The organism is Litoreibacter ascidiaceicola, from assembly GCF_900129235.1.
In the GTDB taxonomy this organism is placed as follows: domain Bacteria; phylum Pseudomonadota; class Alphaproteobacteria; order Rhodobacterales; family Rhodobacteraceae; genus Litoreibacter; species Litoreibacter ascidiaceicola.
This window is the reverse complement of sequence record NZ_FQUV01000005.1, coordinates 359,696-375,730: the sequence shown is the minus strand read 5'-3', so window position 1 is coordinate 375,730 and position 16,035 is coordinate 359,696. Positions and strand designations below refer to the sequence as shown.

Sequence of the window (16,035 nt, the reverse complement as noted above, 5' to 3'; positions counted from 1 at the left end):
ACAGCGTCCCGCTTAAACTCATCCGTAAACCGAATTCCTTTGTTCATATCCATCTCTCCTTGGTTCCAAAATTACCAAGCAAAGCGTCTACAAATTTAGGGGCACCTCAGTTAGGGCCATGTGGGGTATCACCTCCGCAACAAGTCTCTCGTACCCCAAAAATGTACCCCAAAAAGGTGGGGTATTGGATGGAATACAGTGTTCAACTATGTTCAAGTTGATATCTCAGAACGACAAAAAACTCAATCATAATGAGCTCTTACGGTCATCTATGTTGGGAAAATTGGTGCCCAGGAGAGGACTCGAACCTCCACGTCCATACGGACACCAGCACCTGAAGCTGGCGCGTCTACCATTCCGCCACCTGGGCACAGGTATTGGTGGGCGGTGATTAGTTCCGCACATGTCAGGTGTCAACGGGATTCGGTGGTTCAAACGAATGTTTGTGGCGAATTATCTCGATGTGTGGGGCCGGAAGGGTGAAAAGCGCCTTGTCTGGCGAAAACTGGCTGGGTAAACCCAATGCAGCCAGCCTTGAAGGGAAATACCATGTCGAAGCTTGTCACAATTTACGGCGGATCAGGTTTTGTCGGGCGCTACGTTGCCCGCCGCATGGCCAAAGAGGGCTGGCGGGTCCGTGTGGCCGTGCGCCGCCCGAATGAAGCGATCTTCGTGAAACCTTACGGCGTTGTGGGTCAGGTTGAACCTGTCCTGTGCAACATTCGCAACGACGAGTCCGTGCGCGCAGTGATGCAGGGCGCGGATGCAATTGTGAACTGCGTGGGCATTTTGGCGCCATCGGGCAAGAACAAGTTCGACGCAGTGCAACATGAGGGTGCGGAGCGTGTCGCACGTATCGCGGCTGAGGAAGGTGTTGGCCATCTCGTCCACGTTTCTGCGATTGGTGCCGACAAAGACAGCGACAGCGTTTATGCGCAAACCAAAGCCTTGGGCGAAGAAGGTGTTCTGGAGCACTTCCCGAAGGCCATTATCTTGCGCCCTTCGATCGTGTTTGGCGCTGAGGACGAGTTCTTCAACCGCTTCGCCTCCATGTCGCGCTTTGGCCCGGTTTTGCCAGTGGTTGGTGCTGATACGAAATTTCAGCCGGTCTATGTGGATGATGTTGCCAAGGCTGCTGTTAAAGGCGTCTTGGGTGGCGCGGCCCCCGGTATTTATGAGCTGGGCGGGCCGGAAGTCGCGACGTTCCGCGAGCTGATGCACACGATGTTGGATGTCGTGCGTCGACGCCGCTTGATCGTGAACATTCCGTTTTTCGTAGCAGGTATCATGGGCAGCGTTTTCGATTTCGTGAGTGCAATCAGCGGTGGATTGATCGCAGGGCCTTTGACACGTGATCAGGTGCGCAATCTTGCCAACGACAATGTTGTTTCCGGAGATACGAAGACGCTGGCTGATTTGGGTATCGAGCCAACTGCGTTCGAAGTGATCCTGCCGAATTACCTTTGGCGTTTCCGCCCGTCGGGCCAGTATGACGCGATCAAGGAATCTGCGCAGAACCTGCGCGCAGATCACGAATAGGCGAAAACCAGCAGCCCGATCCCAAGGAAGATCCGGTAGATCACATAGGGCGTGAAGCTGACGGATTTGAGTAGTCGCATCATCAGGCTTAGTGCCAGAAGGGCTGCGAAGAAGGCGAAGACTGCCGCGATCAAACTATCTTTGGCCAGTTGCATGTTCGCGTCCGCTACGACTTCTAAGCCCAGCACTGCGCCCGACGCGATGATGGTTGGAATAGACATCAGCATCGACAGTTTAGCCGCGTCCTCTCGGGCATAGCCCAGTTGACGTGCGCCCGAGATCGTAGCGCCTGATCTGGACGTTCCCGGGATAAGCGCGATGGCTTGCCACAACCCCATGATCACCGCGTCTTTCTTCGACCAGTCCGGAGCTGTTTTTGAAGTCGATCCTTTTTGGTCGGTCCAATACAGCACCAGCCCGAAAATGAGCATTGTCCAGCCAATCAGGGCGACGGAGCGCAACATTTCGTCAAGGCCGGTGAGCTTTAACAGGAGGCCGAATATAATGACGGGAACGGTTCCTATGCCAAGGAGCAAAGCTAGCCGCGCGCCTTGGGTGTCCGCCTTGCCTTTTGCCAACCGGCCGATACCTTGAATGGCGATTCTGACATCCGCCCAAAAGAACATGATCACCGCGAATAGCGTACCGATATGGACTGCGACGTCGATGGTTTGGCCTTGATCCTCCATGCCTGTCAGGCTGGGCAGTAGGATCAAATGTCCTGAGGAGGAGACGGGCAGGAATTCGGTCAGTCCTTGGATAAGCGCGACTAGGATGAGTTGGAATAGGGACAACAGTTGCGCCTCGAATCAGTTTTCCTCAACCTAAACGCAGGGAAATAAATGAGAAGAAGATAAGTAGGTAAATATTGCTGACATAAAAACATGTTGGACGGGTACTATTTTTCGTACTTAAGTGACAAAAATGAATAATAGGTCAGTATGGGTGACTTTTCTTTCCTGAAGCACCGTTTTACAGAAGCATTTCAGATTGGGAGTATTGAAATGGCCAAGCAGCGTATGTTGCAGTTTGTGAATGTAGAGCGGGATATGCCGGAGAAGCGGCCCCCAGATCTACGCGCACATGATTTCAACGAGATTTACGCTGAGTACGCAACCGCGAAAGCCGAGGAACAGGCCGGGCGTTGCAGCCAGTGTGGCGTCCCTTACTGCCAGTCACACTGCCCGCTGCACAACAACATCCCTGACTGGCTCCGAATGACCGCCGAAGGGCGCTTGCAGGAGGCGTACGAGCTTTCTCAGGCAACGAACACCTTCCCTGAAATCTGTGGCCGGATTTGCCCGCAGGACCGCCTGTGTGAAGGCAATTGCGTCATTGAACAGTCGGGCCATGGGACTGTCACCATTGGGGCGGTCGAAAAATACATTACGGATACGGCTTGGGAAAACGGTTGGGTGAAGCCTGCCGCGCCAAAGCACGAGCGCGCGGAAAGCGTGGGCATCATCGGGGCTGGCCCCGGTGGTCTGGCTGCGGCGGATATGCTGCGCCGCCAAGGTGTGCAGGTCACGGTCTATGACCGTTATGACCGCGCTGGCGGTCTGCTTACTTACGGCATCCCCGGCTTCAAGCTGGAAAAAGACATCGTGATGAAGCGCGTTGACCAGCTTGAGCAAGGCGGCGTGACGTTCAAGATGAACTGCAATGTCGGTGAGGACATCGCGTTCTCTGAATTGCAGAAAACACATGACGCGATCCTGATCGCGACGGGCGTCTATAAGTCCCGCGAACTTCCGGCGCCGGGTGTCGGGGCGCAGGGGATCGTTCGCGCGATCGACTTCCTGACGGCCTCCAACCGTAAAAGCTTTGGCGATGCTGTCCCTGAATTTGACAGCGGCGAGTTGAATGCCGAGGGCAAGCGCGTGGTTGTTATCGGTGGTGGAGATACGGCAATGGATTGCCTGCGCACCTCGATCCGCCAAGGGGCGACTTCGGTGAAATGCCTGTATCGCCGCGACAAGGCCAACATGCCCGGCTCGCAACGCGAAGTGGCGAATGCCGAGGAAGAGGGCGTCGAGTTCGTCTGGCTTTCAGCCCCTAAAGGGTTTTCAGGCGATAGCGTCGAAGGCGTTATGGTGTCCAAGATGCGTTTGGGTGCAGCGGATGCGTCGGGCCGCCAGAGCCCTGAAATCATTGAAGGCGCTGATTATGTCGAAGACGCTGACCTTGTCATCATGGCGCTGGGCTTCGAGCCGGAAGCCCTGCCAACGCTTTGGGGTGTTCCAGAGCTTGAGGTGACCCGCTGGGGCACGGTGAAGGCAAACTTCGAGACTCATGCGACCTCACTGCCGGGAGTTTATGCCTGCGGTGACATTCAACGTGGCGCTAGCCTTGTGGTTTGGGCTATTCGTGACGGGCGCGAAGCTGCAGAGGCGATCATGGATCAAATCAACGCAGCGGCGCAGGTAGCCGCCGAGTGATCTATGAGCGATCAAAAGAAACTGCTGGAGTTCACCCTCTTGCACGACGAGCATCCGCTGCGGATCGAATCCGCATTGGGCGAGAGTTCGCGTTTGATCGTCAGTTTCACCAGCGTCGGGACGGAGCGCGACCAGTGGCCGCCGAAGGAATTTGTGGGACTGGCCTCGCAAAGGGGCCGCAACCATGTGATTTGCATCACCGATATTTCGCGCAGTTGGATGAACTCCAAGGGTATGGCAAACCTAATTGTGACCAAGATCAGCGACTATGTTCTGGAGCACGGGATTACCAAGGTTACGGCAATCGGGACCAGCATGGGCGCGTACAACGCGTTGATCTTGGGGCGGAAAATGCCATTGTCGCGGATTATCTGCTTTACGCCGCAGTATTCGGTGCATCCCGACGTTGTGCCGGAAGAAACGCGGTGGCTGTGGTTTCGCAGGCGGATTACCAGTTGGCCGTTCAAGCAGATGAGCAAACTGCCGAAGCCGCCGGTTCCGATTTACATGTTTCACGGCGACACGCCGGACGAGCAAATGCACTGGCAGCGGTTTCCGACTGCGCCGAACCTCAAGCATTATATCTTCAAGGGCGCAGACCACAATTTTGTCGGCAACCTCAAGGGTGCGAATACCCTGCGCAAGATCGTTGCCGCTGCGATAAACAACCGTCCCGACCGGCTTGGGAAAGTGGTGCTACGCGCGGGCGGATTGCGGCGCGAAGATTATGCGGATTACGCATTGGCAGAAGCGCATTTCAAGGGGCGCACAAAGCCGAAACGCCCCACGTCTCTTGGCGACTGAAGTCTGCCAAAACCACTATCTACGATGCGTCGGCAAAGCGTCGGCTTTTTGTCGGGCAACCTGACGCCGCTCAAAATCTTACAGGGTCAGGCGTGCTGACCCGTTCCATGAATAAATCCCTAATGAGGAGCCTCCACCATGACCACATATGATGACGCTTGGGTTGCCCGTGAGGAAGAGAAGCGCCGCTGGATGGCGGAGAACTCGCTGTATCGCGACGAGGACGAACATGCCTCGTGCGGTGTGGGCCTTGTCGTTGCCATCGACGGCAAGAAATCCCGCAAGGTTGTCGAGAACGGCATCAACGCGCTGAAGGCGATCTGGCACCGCGGTGCTGTGGACGCGGATGGCAAAACCGGTGACGGGGCTGGTATCCATGTGCAGATTCCGGTCGAGTTCTTCTACGACCAGATCGAACGCACGGGCCACAAGCCGAAGAAAGACCAGATGATCGCCGTCGGTCAGGTGTTCCTGCCGCGTACGGATCATGGGGCGCAGGAAACCTGCCGCACGATCATCGAGACCGAAGTCCTGCGCATGGGCTACAACATTTATGGCTGGCGGCACGTTCCTGTGAACATTACCTGCTTGGGTGAAAAGGCGAACGCGACACGGCCCGAGATTGAGCAGATCCTGATTTCCAACTCCAAAGGTGTTGAGGAAGAAGAGTTCGAGCGCGAGCTTTACGTGATCCGCCGCCGCATCGAGAAGGCGGCGTTGGCCGCGCAGGTGCCGACGCTGTATCTGGCATCGCTGTCGTGCCGGTCGATCATCTACAAGGGCATGATGCTGGCGGAGCAGGTGGCGGAGTTCTACCCCGACCTGATGGATGAACGCTTCGAGTCCGCTTTTGCCATTTATCACCAACGCTATTCGACCAACACCTTCCCGCAATGGTGGCTGGCGCAGCCGTTCCGCATGTTGGCGCATAACGGCGAGATCAACACGCTGAAGGGCAACCTGAACTGGATGAAGTCCCACGAAATCCGCATGGCGTCTGGTGCGTTCGAGGACCGTGCGGAGGATATCAAGCCAATCGTTCCGGGTGGCTCGTCTGACTCTGCGGCTTTGGATGCGGTGTTCGAGGTTCTGGTACGTGCGGGCCGCTCGGCCCCGATGGCGAAAACCATGCTGGTGCCGGAGTCCTGGTCCAAGCAAGCGGTTGAGATGCCGAAGGCGTGGCAGGACATGTATTCCTATTGCAACTCGGTGATGGAGCCTTGGGATGGCCCTGCGGCGCTTGCCATGACTGACGGGCGCTGGGTGTGTGCTGGCTTGGACCGCAACGGCTTGCGTCCCATGCGGTACGCTGTGACGGGCGACGGCCTGCTGATCGCGGGGTCCGAGACAGGGATGGTGCCGTTTGACGAGGCGACTGTGCGCGAAAAAGGCGCATTGGGTCCGGGTCAGATGATCGGTGTCCATATGGGCAAGGGCGAACTGTATCACGACGAAGAGCTGAAAGACAAAATGTCGGCGGCGCTGCCGTTCGGCGAATGGGTCGGAAAGATCACCGATCTGGAAGAGATCACGCTGGATGTGAAAGAGCAGCCGCTGTTCACCGGTGCCGAGTTGCGCAAGCGCCAGATCGCGGCGGGGTACACCATCGAGGAGCTGGAGCAGATACTTGCGCCGATGGCAGATGACGGGAAAGAAGCGATTGCGTCGATGGGGGATGACACCCCGTCTGCGGTGCTGTCCAAGAAGTACCGCCCGCTGAGCCACTTCTTCCGGCAGAACTTTAGCCAGGTCACCAACCCGCCTATCGACAGCTTGCGCGAATTCCGTGTGATGAGTCTGAAAACGCGGTTCGGGAACCTCAAGAACGTGCTGGACGAGGATTCGTCGCAGACGGAAATTCTTGTGCTTGAAAGCCCGTTCATCGGCAACGCGCAGTTCGACAAGCTTACCGAGCAGTTCAACGCCGAGATGGTCACGATAGACTGTACCTTTGACGCGGATAGCGATCAGAATGCGTTGCGCGAAGCGCTGGATCGTATTCGGGATGAGGCTGAGGACGCCGTGCGCTCTGGCGCGGGTCACATTGTTTTGGCCGATCAGGGCCAAAACGAAGACCGCGTTGGCATGCCGATGATCCTTGCGACATCTGCGGTGCATAGCTGGCTGACACGCAAAGGGTTGCGGACTTTCTGTTCGCTGAATGTGCGGTCTGCCGAATGTATCGACCCGCATTACTTTGCCGTTTTGATCGGCTGCGGGGCGACGACCGTGAACGCCTATCTTGCCGAGGATTCCCTTGCCGACCGTATCGAGCGCGGTCTGCTGGAAGGGTCGCTGACCGAAGCCGTGGCGCGGTACCGCAATGCCATCGACCAAGGTCTGCTGAAGATCATGGCGAAGATGGGTATTTCGGTGATCTCGTCCTACCGTGGTGGCCTGAACTTCGAGGCTGTCGGCCTGTCGCGTGCGATGGTTGCGGAGTTTTTCCCCGGAATGCACTCGCGGATTTCCGGTATCGGCGTGTCCGGCATTCAGAAAAAAGCGGCGGAGGTTCATTCAGCCGGATGGCGTGCCGAGGCTGCTGTGCTGCCAATTGGCGGCTTTTACAAGTCGCGCCGTTCGGGTGAGAAACATGCTTGGGAAGCGCAGACGATGCACATGCTGCAAGCGGCCTGCAACCGCGCATCCTATGACATGTGGAAGCAATACAGCCAGACGATGAAGGCGAACCCGCCCATTCACTTGCGCGATTTGCTGGATATCAAGTCGCTGGGTGAGCCGATTTCGGTGGATCAGGTGGAGTCGATCACGTCCATCCGCAAACGCTTTGTGACGCCGGGGATGTCGCTGGGCGCGCTGTCGCCGGAGGCGCATAAAACGCTGAACGTGGCGATGAACCGGATCGGCGCGAAGTCGGATTCGGGCGAAGGCGGCGAAGACCCCGCGCATTTCGTGCCGGAGCCGAATGGCGACAACCCGTCTGCGAAGATCAAGCAGGTGGCGTCCGGCCGTTTTGGGGTGACCGCCGAGTATCTGAACCATTGCGAAGAGCTGGAGATCAAGGTTGCCCAAGGGGCGAAACCGGGTGAAGGCGGGCAGTTGCCGGGGATGAAGGTCACGGATTTGATCGCGCGGTTGCGGCACTCGACCAAGGGGGTGACGCTAATCTCGCCTCCGCCGCATCACGACATCTATTCCATCGAGGACCTGGCGCAACTGATCTACGACCTCAAGCAGATCAACCCGCGCTGCAAAGTGACGGTGAAGCTGGTTGCGGCGTCCGGTGTTGGCACGATTGCGGCGGGTGTTGCGAAGGCGAAGGCCGATGTGATCCTGATTTCCGGCCATAATGGCGGGACGGGCGCGTCGCCTGCGACGTCGATCAAATACGCCGGTCTGCCGTGGGAGATGGGCCTGACAGAGGCGCATCAGGTTCTGGCGATGAACAACCTGCGCGGACGCGTGACTTTGCGCACCGATGGTGGTTTGCGCACGGGCCGTGACATTGTCATGGCGGCGATGATGGGGGCCGAGGAATACGGCATCGGCACCGCTGCGCTGATTGCGATGGGCTGTATCATGGTGCGTCAGTGCCAGTCGAATACGTGTCCTGTAGGTGTATGTACGCAGGACGAAGACCTGCGGGCCAAGTTCACGGGCAGTGCTGACAAGGTGGTGAACCTCATCACCTTCTACGCGACGGAAGTACGTGAGATTTTGGCGTCCATCGGTGCACGCTCTTTGGATGACGTGATTGGTCGCGCTGATCTGTTGACGCAGGTTTCGCGGGGCTCTGCGCATCTGGATGATCTGGACCTGAACCCGCTTTTGATCACCGTCGATGGGGCTGATCGTATCGTTTACGACCGCTCCAAAGAGCGGAACGCAGTGCCTGATACGCTGGACGCGCAGATTGTGAATGACGCGCAGCCCTTCTTTAAGGACGGCGAGAAGATGCAGTTGTCTTACGCCGTGCAAAACACGCTTCGGACCATCGGCACGCGGGCGTCGAGCCACATTGTGCAGCGGTTCGGGATGCGCAACGATTTGCAGCCTGACCACCTGACGGTGAAGCTGTCCGGCTCTGCCGGTCAGTCGCTCGGGGCGTTTGCCGCGCCGGGATTGAAGCTGGAAGTCTTTGGCGACGCCAATGACTATGTTGGCAAAGGGCTGTCGGGTGGCCGCATTGTTGTGCGCCCGTCGCAAAGCAGCCCACTGAAGGCGGATGACAACACCATCATCGGCAATACCGTGCTTTATGGTGCGACTGACGGCTACCTGTTTGCCGCGGGACGTGCGGGAGAGCGGTTTGGCGTCCGGAACTCCGGTGCGAAGGTCGTGATCGAGGGCTGCGGCACCAATGGTTGCGAATACATGACAGGTGGTGTGGCGGTGATCCTTGGATCAATCGGCGCGAATTTCGGGGCCGGTATGACGGGCGGAATGGCTTATCTATACGATCCGGACGGCCAGTCAGGCCCGCTGATGAACATGGAAACGCTGGTAACCTGCCCCGTGACCGTGGACCATTGGGAGGCCGAGCTTAAAAGTCTGATCGAGGAACATGCGCGCGAGACGGAAAGTGTAAAAGCGACCCGTATCTTGCAGGACTGGGACGTGGAGAAAGCCAACTTCGTGCAAATTTGCCCGAAAGAGATGCTGATCCATATCCCTGTGCCGCTGAGCCATGAGAAGCAGGCGGTTCCGGCCGAATAAGCGCATCACATCAACAAAAAAGGGCGGGAGATGATCCCGCCCTTTTTGCTGTGTTATGTGGACTATTTCGGAGTGCAGTCATTCCCTGCGGCGCATTGCTCGATCGCTTCGATGTATTTGTCTTCGGGGTTGGCGAAGGCAAAGGCGTAGCAAGGGTCTACGTTGAAGATCAGCTCGTCTTCGGTTTGCAGCACGTAAGCGAGGTAGTCTGTTTTCGGCGAAACGCGCGCGCACCAAGGTCCTGCGCAATTCAGGGCAAGCGTGACCGCAACATCAACCTCGTCGGTGAACCCGTTTGATGTCAGCAGCTTTCCTTTGAACTGGGTCGGGATCTTGACTGACACGGGCGGGGCGTTCACGTCGGGTACCTTTTTGACGTCGAAATCGAATTCGCCGTGGAGCACGACGAAGCTCTCTTCCGCCTCGGACACAGCATTAAACGCCGCAACGGGGTGCGTTGGAAGGCAGGACAAGGCGCTGGCGGGACCGGCGGCGAGGGCGAAAGCCGTGGCCGCTATGGTGAGATACTTATTCATGGCTTGATCTTACAGGAGCGGCCGAAAGGCTTCGATCACTTTCGCGTAAACGTCCCGCTTGAACGGCACGATATTGCCGAGCAATGTTTCAGTGTCCACCCAGCGCCATTCCGAGAATTCGGGGGTTTCGGTCTCGATATTGATGTCCGCGTCTGTGCCTTGGAACCTGAGGAGGAACCATTTTTGTTGCTGGCCGCGGAAACGGCCTTTCCAGATATTGGGAACCAGATCATGGGGCAGATCGTAAGGCACCCAGTCCTCGGTTTGACCGGCAACGCTGACCATATGCGCCGGAACACCGGTTTCTTCTTCCAGCTCGCGCAATGCCGCGTCCTGCGGGTCTTCGCCGTCATCAATGCCGCCTTGGGGCATTTGCCACGCCGCGACATCGCTGTCGATGCGCTGGGCGGCAAAGACCAGACCGTCATGATTGACGAGCATAACGCCCACGCAGGGGCGGTATGGAAGTTTGGAAATTTCTTCAGGGGTCATGATGTGTGAAGGGCGGGGAAACCCCCGCCCGTTCCTTTACTTGTCAGCGGGTGCCAAGGCGCTGAGGCCTTTCAGCACGTCAAGAGCGTAGGCCAGCTGGTAGTCTTCCTCACGCAGTTTGGCGACTTCCTCGGCTTTCTTCTGCTCTGCTTCCAACAGTTTCAGATCATCTTCCGAAATCTTGTCGTTGTTGGTCAGGGAGCCACGCAGATCGGCTTCGGACCGGCTGTTGCGCTTTGCCTCTTCCTCGGTTGCTTCTTCCTCCGGCTTGCGGGGAGGTTGCACAACGATGATATCGGGCGACACGCCAAGCGCTTGAATGGAGCGGCCCGACGGCGTGTAGTAACGCGATGTGGTCAGGCGCATGGCACCATCGCCGCGCACCGGAACGACGGTTTGAACGGAGCCTTTGCCGAAGCTCTTTTCGCCGACGACGACCGCGCGGCGGTGATCTTGCAGCGCACCTGCGACGATTTCGGACGCGGAGGCAGAGCCGCCGTTGATCAGCACCACGATGGGTTTGCCATTGGACAAATCGCCCTCGGTCGCGTTGTAGCGCTCGCTGTCACGCGGGTTGCGGCCACGGGTGGAGACGATTTCACCTTTATCAAGGAACGCGTCGGACACGGCGATCGCTTGTGTCAGCAAGCCACCGGGGTTGTTGCGCAGATCAAGCACGATGCCGTTGATCTTGTCTTCGCCGCCAGCCTCTTCGATTTGCTTGGCCAGCCCTTCCTTGAGGTTCGGGAAAGTTTGGCGGTTGAACGTGGTCACGCGCAGCACGACCGAGTCGCCTTCAAGGCGGGTCCGCACGGCGGTCAGCTTGATCGTATCGCGCACGATGGACACCTCGAAGGGCTCGTCCACACCTTCGCGCACGACCGTCAGAATGATTTCAGACCCGACCGGCCCGCGCATCATTTCGACGGCTTCTTCCAAAGTGAGGCCCAACAGGCTGGTGCCATCAACGGTTGTAATGAAGTCGCCGGATTCCATGCCCGCCTCGTCGGCGGGGGTGCCGTCCATGGGTGAGACGACTTTGACGTAGCCGTCTTCCTGCGTGACCTCGATCCCGAGCCCGCCGAATTCGCCCGAGGTTTGCGTGCGCATGTCGTCGAAGTCTTTGGGTGGCAGGTAGGAGGAATGCGGATCAAGCGATGTGAGCATGCCGTTGATCGCGGCCTCGATCAGTTCGCCTTCATCGACGTCTTCAACATACTGGGCACGGATACGCTCGAAGATGTCGCCGAACAGGTCCAGCTGCTCATAAACAGTCGACTTCTTCTCCGCCTCTTGAGCGATCAGAGGGCCTGCGAATTGCGTGGTCACCAGAACGCTTGCGGCGGTGCCAAGCGTAGCTGCCATCAGAAATTTTTTCATGCGGACGTCATTCCTTATTGGTGGCGAACCAAGTGGCCGGATCGACCGGCTCGTCGCCTTGTCTAAGTTCTATATAAAGCGACTCTTGCTGATTGCCGCCACCACCTTTGGCTGCGGTCATCAAAAAAGCGTCAGGATTGGGGGTCAAACCGCCCATTAAGCCAACCGGAGCGCCCTGATCAAGGACCTCGCCCACCTCGCCAAAGGTTTGCCCCAAGCCAGCGAGAATCAGCAGATAGCCCTTGCTGGGCTCCAGAATGACCACGTTTCCGTAGTCCAGAAGCGGGCCGGAGTAGCGCAGGGTGGCCGGCCACGGGGTGGTCACCAAGGATTGCGCCCGTGTGGCAAGCACAAGGCCCGGGCGATTAATGCCGGATGCGTCGGTTTCGTTGAAGCCATGCAGGAGCGTGCCAGCGGCCGGGAGCGTCAGGTTGCCCTTCGCAGCCTCGAAATCAGCCGGATTGTTCAAGTCGGACGGGTTCAGGTCGGTGAGGCCGGAAGCAAAGCCTTGGAGCGTATCGCTGCTTTCGATCAAAGCGCGCATCTTGTCGGAGTCGCTTGTGAAACTTCGGGGAAGCTCCACGCGGTCGGCAATGGCTTTGGACAGGTCTGCGCGGGCGGTTTGCACTTCGGCCAGTGACTTGGTCAGCTGTGTCGCGGCGCTTTGCTGAAGGCTGCGAATGTCACGGATTTCTTCAAGCTGGCCGCGCAGGACCAATGCCTCGCTTTGCAGCGCCGGAGTTACTTCGGACAGGATCATCCCAGATCGCGCGGTCCCGATTGCCCCCGTCGGGTGCATCATCAGTAGCGGCGCGGGGGAGGTGCCGATGGTTTGCAGTATTCCAAGCAGCCGCGCCAGCCGGTCGCGTTTGGCTTCAAACACCAACGCGATGCTACGTTCTTGGATGGAGGCGCGCCGAAGCCCCTCGCGCAATGCGGACAGACCTTCCTCATAAGCGCGCACGGTTTCAGTCAGTGCGCCGACGCGGTCAGAGGCGCTTTCGGCTTCCGTCAGGCTATCGGCGGCGGCCTCAAGCATCTGGCTTGCCCGTTTCGCGGTCGTTATCGGATCGCTCTGGGCAATCGCGGGGCCGGACAGTGCCAGCATGGTTAAGGCTATAAACAGCTGCTTCATGAGCGGATCAACGACACTCCGGTCATTTCGTCCGGCTTTGGAAGCCCCATTAACTCTAGCAGCGTCGGGGCGAGGTCGGCCAAGCGACCGCTTGCCAACGATGCGCCTTCAGGCCCGCCATAGAGAACCACCGGAACGGGGTTCGTTGTGTGAGCGGTGTGAGGGCCGCCGGTGACAGGATCGACCATCGTTTCGCAGTTCCCGTGATCGGCGGTGACGATCATGGCACCGCCCACGTCGTTCAAGGCCGTAATCGCCTTGTTTAGACCCTTATCCACCGCCTCGCAGGCAGCGATAGCTGCCGCCAGATCACCGGTATGCCCGACCATATCGGGGTTGGCGAAGTTCACGACGATCAGATCGTATTGCGCTTCGATGGCGCTGACCAGATCGGCGGTGACTTCGTCCGCCGACATCTCTGGCTGCATGTCGTAGGTCGCGACCTTCGGGCTTTTGGGCATGTGCCGGTCTTCGCCGTCCTCCGGCACTTCCTTGCCGCCGTTCAGGAAGAAGGTGACATGGGGGTATTTCTCGGTCTCGGCCACGCGGAACTGGCGCAATCCATGCTGCGCGACCCAAGCCCCTAACGTGTTGGCGATCTTTTTCTTCGGGAAAACCGTCGTCATGAATGCGTTGTGATCGGAGGAATAGTCGACCATGCCGAGGCATTCCGCCAGTTTCGGGCGGGCGGAGGTATCGAACGCATCGAACTTCGGATCGGCAATCGCGGACAGGATTTCGCGGGCGCGGTCAGCGCGGAAATTGAGGCAGAAAACGCCGTCGCCGTCTTTTACGCCTTTGAAACCGTTGATGGCGGTGGGCAGGATGAATTCGTCATTCTTACCGTCTGCATAGGAGGCTTCGATCGCCGCGGTCGCGCTGGTTGCCGCGGCGCCCTTGCCAAGCATCATCGCGTTATAGGCCAGTTCGACCCGCTCCCAACGGGTGTCGCGGTCCATCGCGTAGTAGCGGCCCGATACGGTGACGATGCGCACGTCGTCCGGAAGCTCGCGCTCTAATGTCTCGATATAGCCGAGCGCAGATTTCGGGGCGACATCGCGGCCATCGGTGATGGCATGCAAAACAGTGTCTATTCCTGCGGAACTGAGCGCTTTTGCTGCTGCGATGATGTGGGTGATATGGCCGTGAACACCACCATCAGAGGCGACACCCATCAAATGCGCGGTTCCACCAGTGTCTTTGAGTTTTGATATGAACCCTTGCAGGGCTGCCTCTTGCTGGAAGGTACCTTCCTCGATGGCAAGGTCGATCTGGCCAAGGTCCATCGCCACCACACGACCCGCGCCGATATTGGTATGCCCCACTTCCGAATTGCCCATTTGCCCTTTCGGCAAGCCAACATCCGGCCCGTGGGTGATCAGGGTTGCGTTGGGGCAGGTGGCCATCAGCCGGTCGAATGTAGGGGTGTTTGCCAAGGCCGGAGCATTGGCTTCGGTATTATCCGACAACCCCCAACCGTCGAGGATACAAAGAACAACTGGTTTGGGAGTGGACATGTGCAGGCTCGCTTTGGGTCTAAACCCTTCTAAGCGGAGCAGGCTGGGGCTTCAACCACAGGCTTTCACATCACCGTGTTTCGGCGGGGCTTCGAGCAAGCACCAGCCGGATCATTTCGGCCATTCGCCAAAGCCGTATTCGCGCCAATGTCAGCAAGGCACCTGCGCGCGCGCTGGATGTTGGTATGGTCAGGATGCGTGGTGCATGGGCCAATATTGAAAGCGGCATGATCAGGGCGCGGAAGATCCACCTGATGATCGAGCGCTCGTTAGATTTGTGAATGCCATAGGTTTCAGCGGTAATTCGTTTCCATTTTGACTTCAGCTGCTCCCATGACGCGCGGCACGGGTGATTGACGATCAGATCGGGCTGATAGGACAACTGGTAACCACAGGCGGTGGCGCGGTGGCACCAATCGTAATCTTCGGACAACCCCGCGCGGAACGGCCCGACGCGTTTGAATATATCGATATTTGTGACGAGGTTTGCGGTGACGGAGAAGCCCATCTCCTCGATATAGCGGCGCTGGTTGAAGGCGAAGACCTGCTCGAAGGCCTGAATGGCATTTGGCGTGTCGTGCGTCGGCGTTGTGAGGCGCACTTTGCCGCCGGAAATATCGTGGATGGCCCCCAGTTCAAAAGCCTGAGACAGGAAATCGGGCGCGACCTGACAGTCGCTATCCGTGAAGATCAGAATGTGGCCTTTGGCGTGGCGCGTTCCGGTGTTCCGGGCAAAGGCGGCGCCTTGCCTTGGCTCATGGTGAAAGCGGACAGTCGGATGATTGGCCCGAAACGCGGCATCCAGCGTGGGTGGGCCGTTGTCGACGACAATGAATTCAACGTCCTTGCGACTGCCGCATTGATCTAGCGATGCCAAACACAAGCCCAGCCTGTCCTTGTCATTGTAATGCGGGATGATGACAGACGCTTTCGGGCACATCAGCGTTGCCCCACTTTGCGTGCCGGAACGCCTGCGAAGATTTCCCCGTCACCTACCCGCCCGCGGACCACTGAACCAGCTGCGAGAATTGCGCCCGCCCCGATATCAGCACCCGGAAGCACAATCACACCCGCGCCGATCCAAACGTCGTTGGCAATGCGCACCGTTGCTTCGTCCATGGCCTGATCCGAGACCGGAGAGCCGTCGCGGAAACGGTAGTTGGCCGCCGTGATGATGACATTGGGGCCAAGCAGTAGATCATCGCCAATTTCGATGCGGCCAAATCGCGGCCCCGCCCAAAGATAGCAGCCTGCACCAAGATGGGCGCGCGCGCCCAGCTGGATACGGTCGGGGTTGGCGAACTGGCAGGTCGGGCTGATTGCGGCACCCGCACCCATTTTGAGTGAGCGGCGGGGGATCACATGGGTCTGGTTGTAGTGATTGAGCAGTTTGAACCCGTGCAGATATGCGCGGGGATCGAGCACGGATAGCAGAAACCGAGAAATCCGGCGACGGCTGGTAAGGGGTGGCTTATGTGCCAAGCACGCGCTTGGCAGGGCAGTGTCGGATGCCACGT

12 protein-coding genes and 1 tRNA gene are annotated in these 16,035 nt (G+C 58.2%); 4 read left to right on the top strand and 9 right to left on the bottom strand.

The window, feature by feature from the left end; all coding sequences use genetic code 11:
• Window positions 1-284: 284 nt before the first annotated feature.
• Window positions 285-370: transfer RNA gene (locus BUB72_RS12845), tRNA-Leu, on the bottom strand.
• Window positions 371-549: 179 nt separating this feature from the next.
• On the opposite strand from BUB72_RS12845, the gene BUB72_RS12840 reads away from it, so the two are divergent.
• Entirely contained in the window at window positions 550-1,539 is a 990-nt protein-coding gene (locus BUB72_RS12840; protein ID WP_073144361.1) for a complex I NDUFA9 subunit family protein, read from the top strand.
• Here BUB72_RS12840 and BUB72_RS12835 read toward each other — a convergent pair.
• A complete protein-coding gene (locus BUB72_RS12835; RefSeq protein WP_073144359.1) occupies window positions 1,530-2,333 on the bottom strand; it encodes an undecaprenyl-diphosphate phosphatase in 804 nt (267 codons plus the stop codon). The two genes, BUB72_RS12840 and BUB72_RS12835, sit on opposite strands and share 10 nt — an antisense overlap.
• Before the next feature lie 210 nt (window positions 2,334-2,543).
• On the opposite strand from BUB72_RS12835, the gene BUB72_RS12830 reads away from it, so the two are divergent.
• The 3 genes from BUB72_RS12830 (at window position 2,544) to gltB (ending at window position 9,458) form a co-directional block, all read left to right on the top strand.
• Window positions 2,544-3,977 carry an NAD(P)-dependent oxidoreductase gene (locus tag BUB72_RS12830; RefSeq protein ID WP_073144431.1) on the top strand — a complete coding sequence of 478 codons (1,434 nt, stop codon included), beginning with the start codon at window positions 2,544-2,546 and terminating at the stop codon, window positions 3,975-3,977.
• A 3-nt stretch (window positions 3,978-3,980) separates the two neighbouring features.
• Window positions 3,981-4,781 (top strand): alpha/beta fold hydrolase, encoded by an 801-nt coding sequence (locus BUB72_RS12825; protein WP_073144357.1) that lies wholly within the window; start codon window positions 3,981-3,983, stop codon window positions 4,779-4,781.
• 138 nt (window positions 4,782-4,919) lie between these two features.
• The gene (gene gltB / locus BUB72_RS12820) at window positions 4,920-9,458 is read left to right on the top strand and encodes a glutamate synthase large subunit (protein WP_073144355.1); all 4,539 of its coding nucleotides are present in this window, start codon (window positions 4,920-4,922) and stop codon (window positions 9,456-9,458) included.
• 62 nt (window positions 9,459-9,520) lie between these two features.
• Here gltB and BUB72_RS12815 read toward each other — a convergent pair whose 3' ends face one another.
• The 7 genes from BUB72_RS12815 to BUB72_RS12785 all read right to left on the bottom strand — a co-directional run bounded on the left by BUB72_RS12815 (window position 9,521) and on the right by BUB72_RS12785 (window position 16,033).
• On the bottom strand, window positions 9,521-9,994 hold the full coding sequence (locus BUB72_RS12815) for a hypothetical protein (RefSeq protein ID WP_073144353.1): 474 nt from the start codon (window positions 9,992-9,994) through the stop codon (window positions 9,521-9,523).
• A gap of 9 nt (window positions 9,995-10,003) precedes the next feature.
• Window positions 10,004-10,486 (bottom strand): RNA pyrophosphohydrolase, encoded by a 483-nt coding sequence (locus tag BUB72_RS12810; protein WP_073144351.1) that lies wholly within the window; start codon window positions 10,484-10,486, stop codon window positions 10,004-10,006.
• Window positions 10,487-10,522: 36 nt separating this feature from the next.
• Complete coding sequence (locus BUB72_RS12805; RefSeq protein WP_073144348.1) at window positions 10,523-11,866, bottom strand: S41 family peptidase; 1,344 nt, start codon at window positions 11,864-11,866, stop codon at window positions 10,523-10,525.
• Window positions 11,867-11,873: 7 nt separating this feature from the next.
• Window positions 11,874-13,001 (bottom strand): murein hydrolase activator EnvC family protein, encoded by a 1,128-nt coding sequence (locus BUB72_RS12800; RefSeq protein ID WP_073144346.1) that lies wholly within the window; start codon window positions 12,999-13,001, stop codon window positions 11,874-11,876.
• A complete protein-coding gene (gene gpmI / locus BUB72_RS12795) occupies window positions 12,998-14,518 on the bottom strand; it encodes a 2,3-bisphosphoglycerate-independent phosphoglycerate mutase (RefSeq protein WP_073144343.1) in 1,521 nt (506 codons plus the stop codon). The genes BUB72_RS12800 and gpmI overlap by 4 nt, the downstream gene beginning before the upstream one ends.
• A gap of 70 nt (window positions 14,519-14,588) precedes the next feature.
• Window positions 14,589-15,458: a glycosyltransferase family 2 protein gene (locus tag BUB72_RS12790; protein ID WP_073144341.1), complete on the bottom strand. Its 870-nt coding sequence runs from the start codon at window positions 15,456-15,458 to the stop codon at window positions 14,589-14,591.
• Window positions 15,458-16,033, bottom strand: coding sequence for an acyltransferase (locus BUB72_RS12785; protein ID WP_245814823.1), 576 nt, complete (start codon window positions 16,031-16,033; stop codon window positions 15,458-15,460). Before BUB72_RS12785 ends, BUB72_RS12790 begins: the two co-directional genes overlap by 1 nt.
• Window positions 16,034-16,035: the final 2 nt, after the last annotated feature.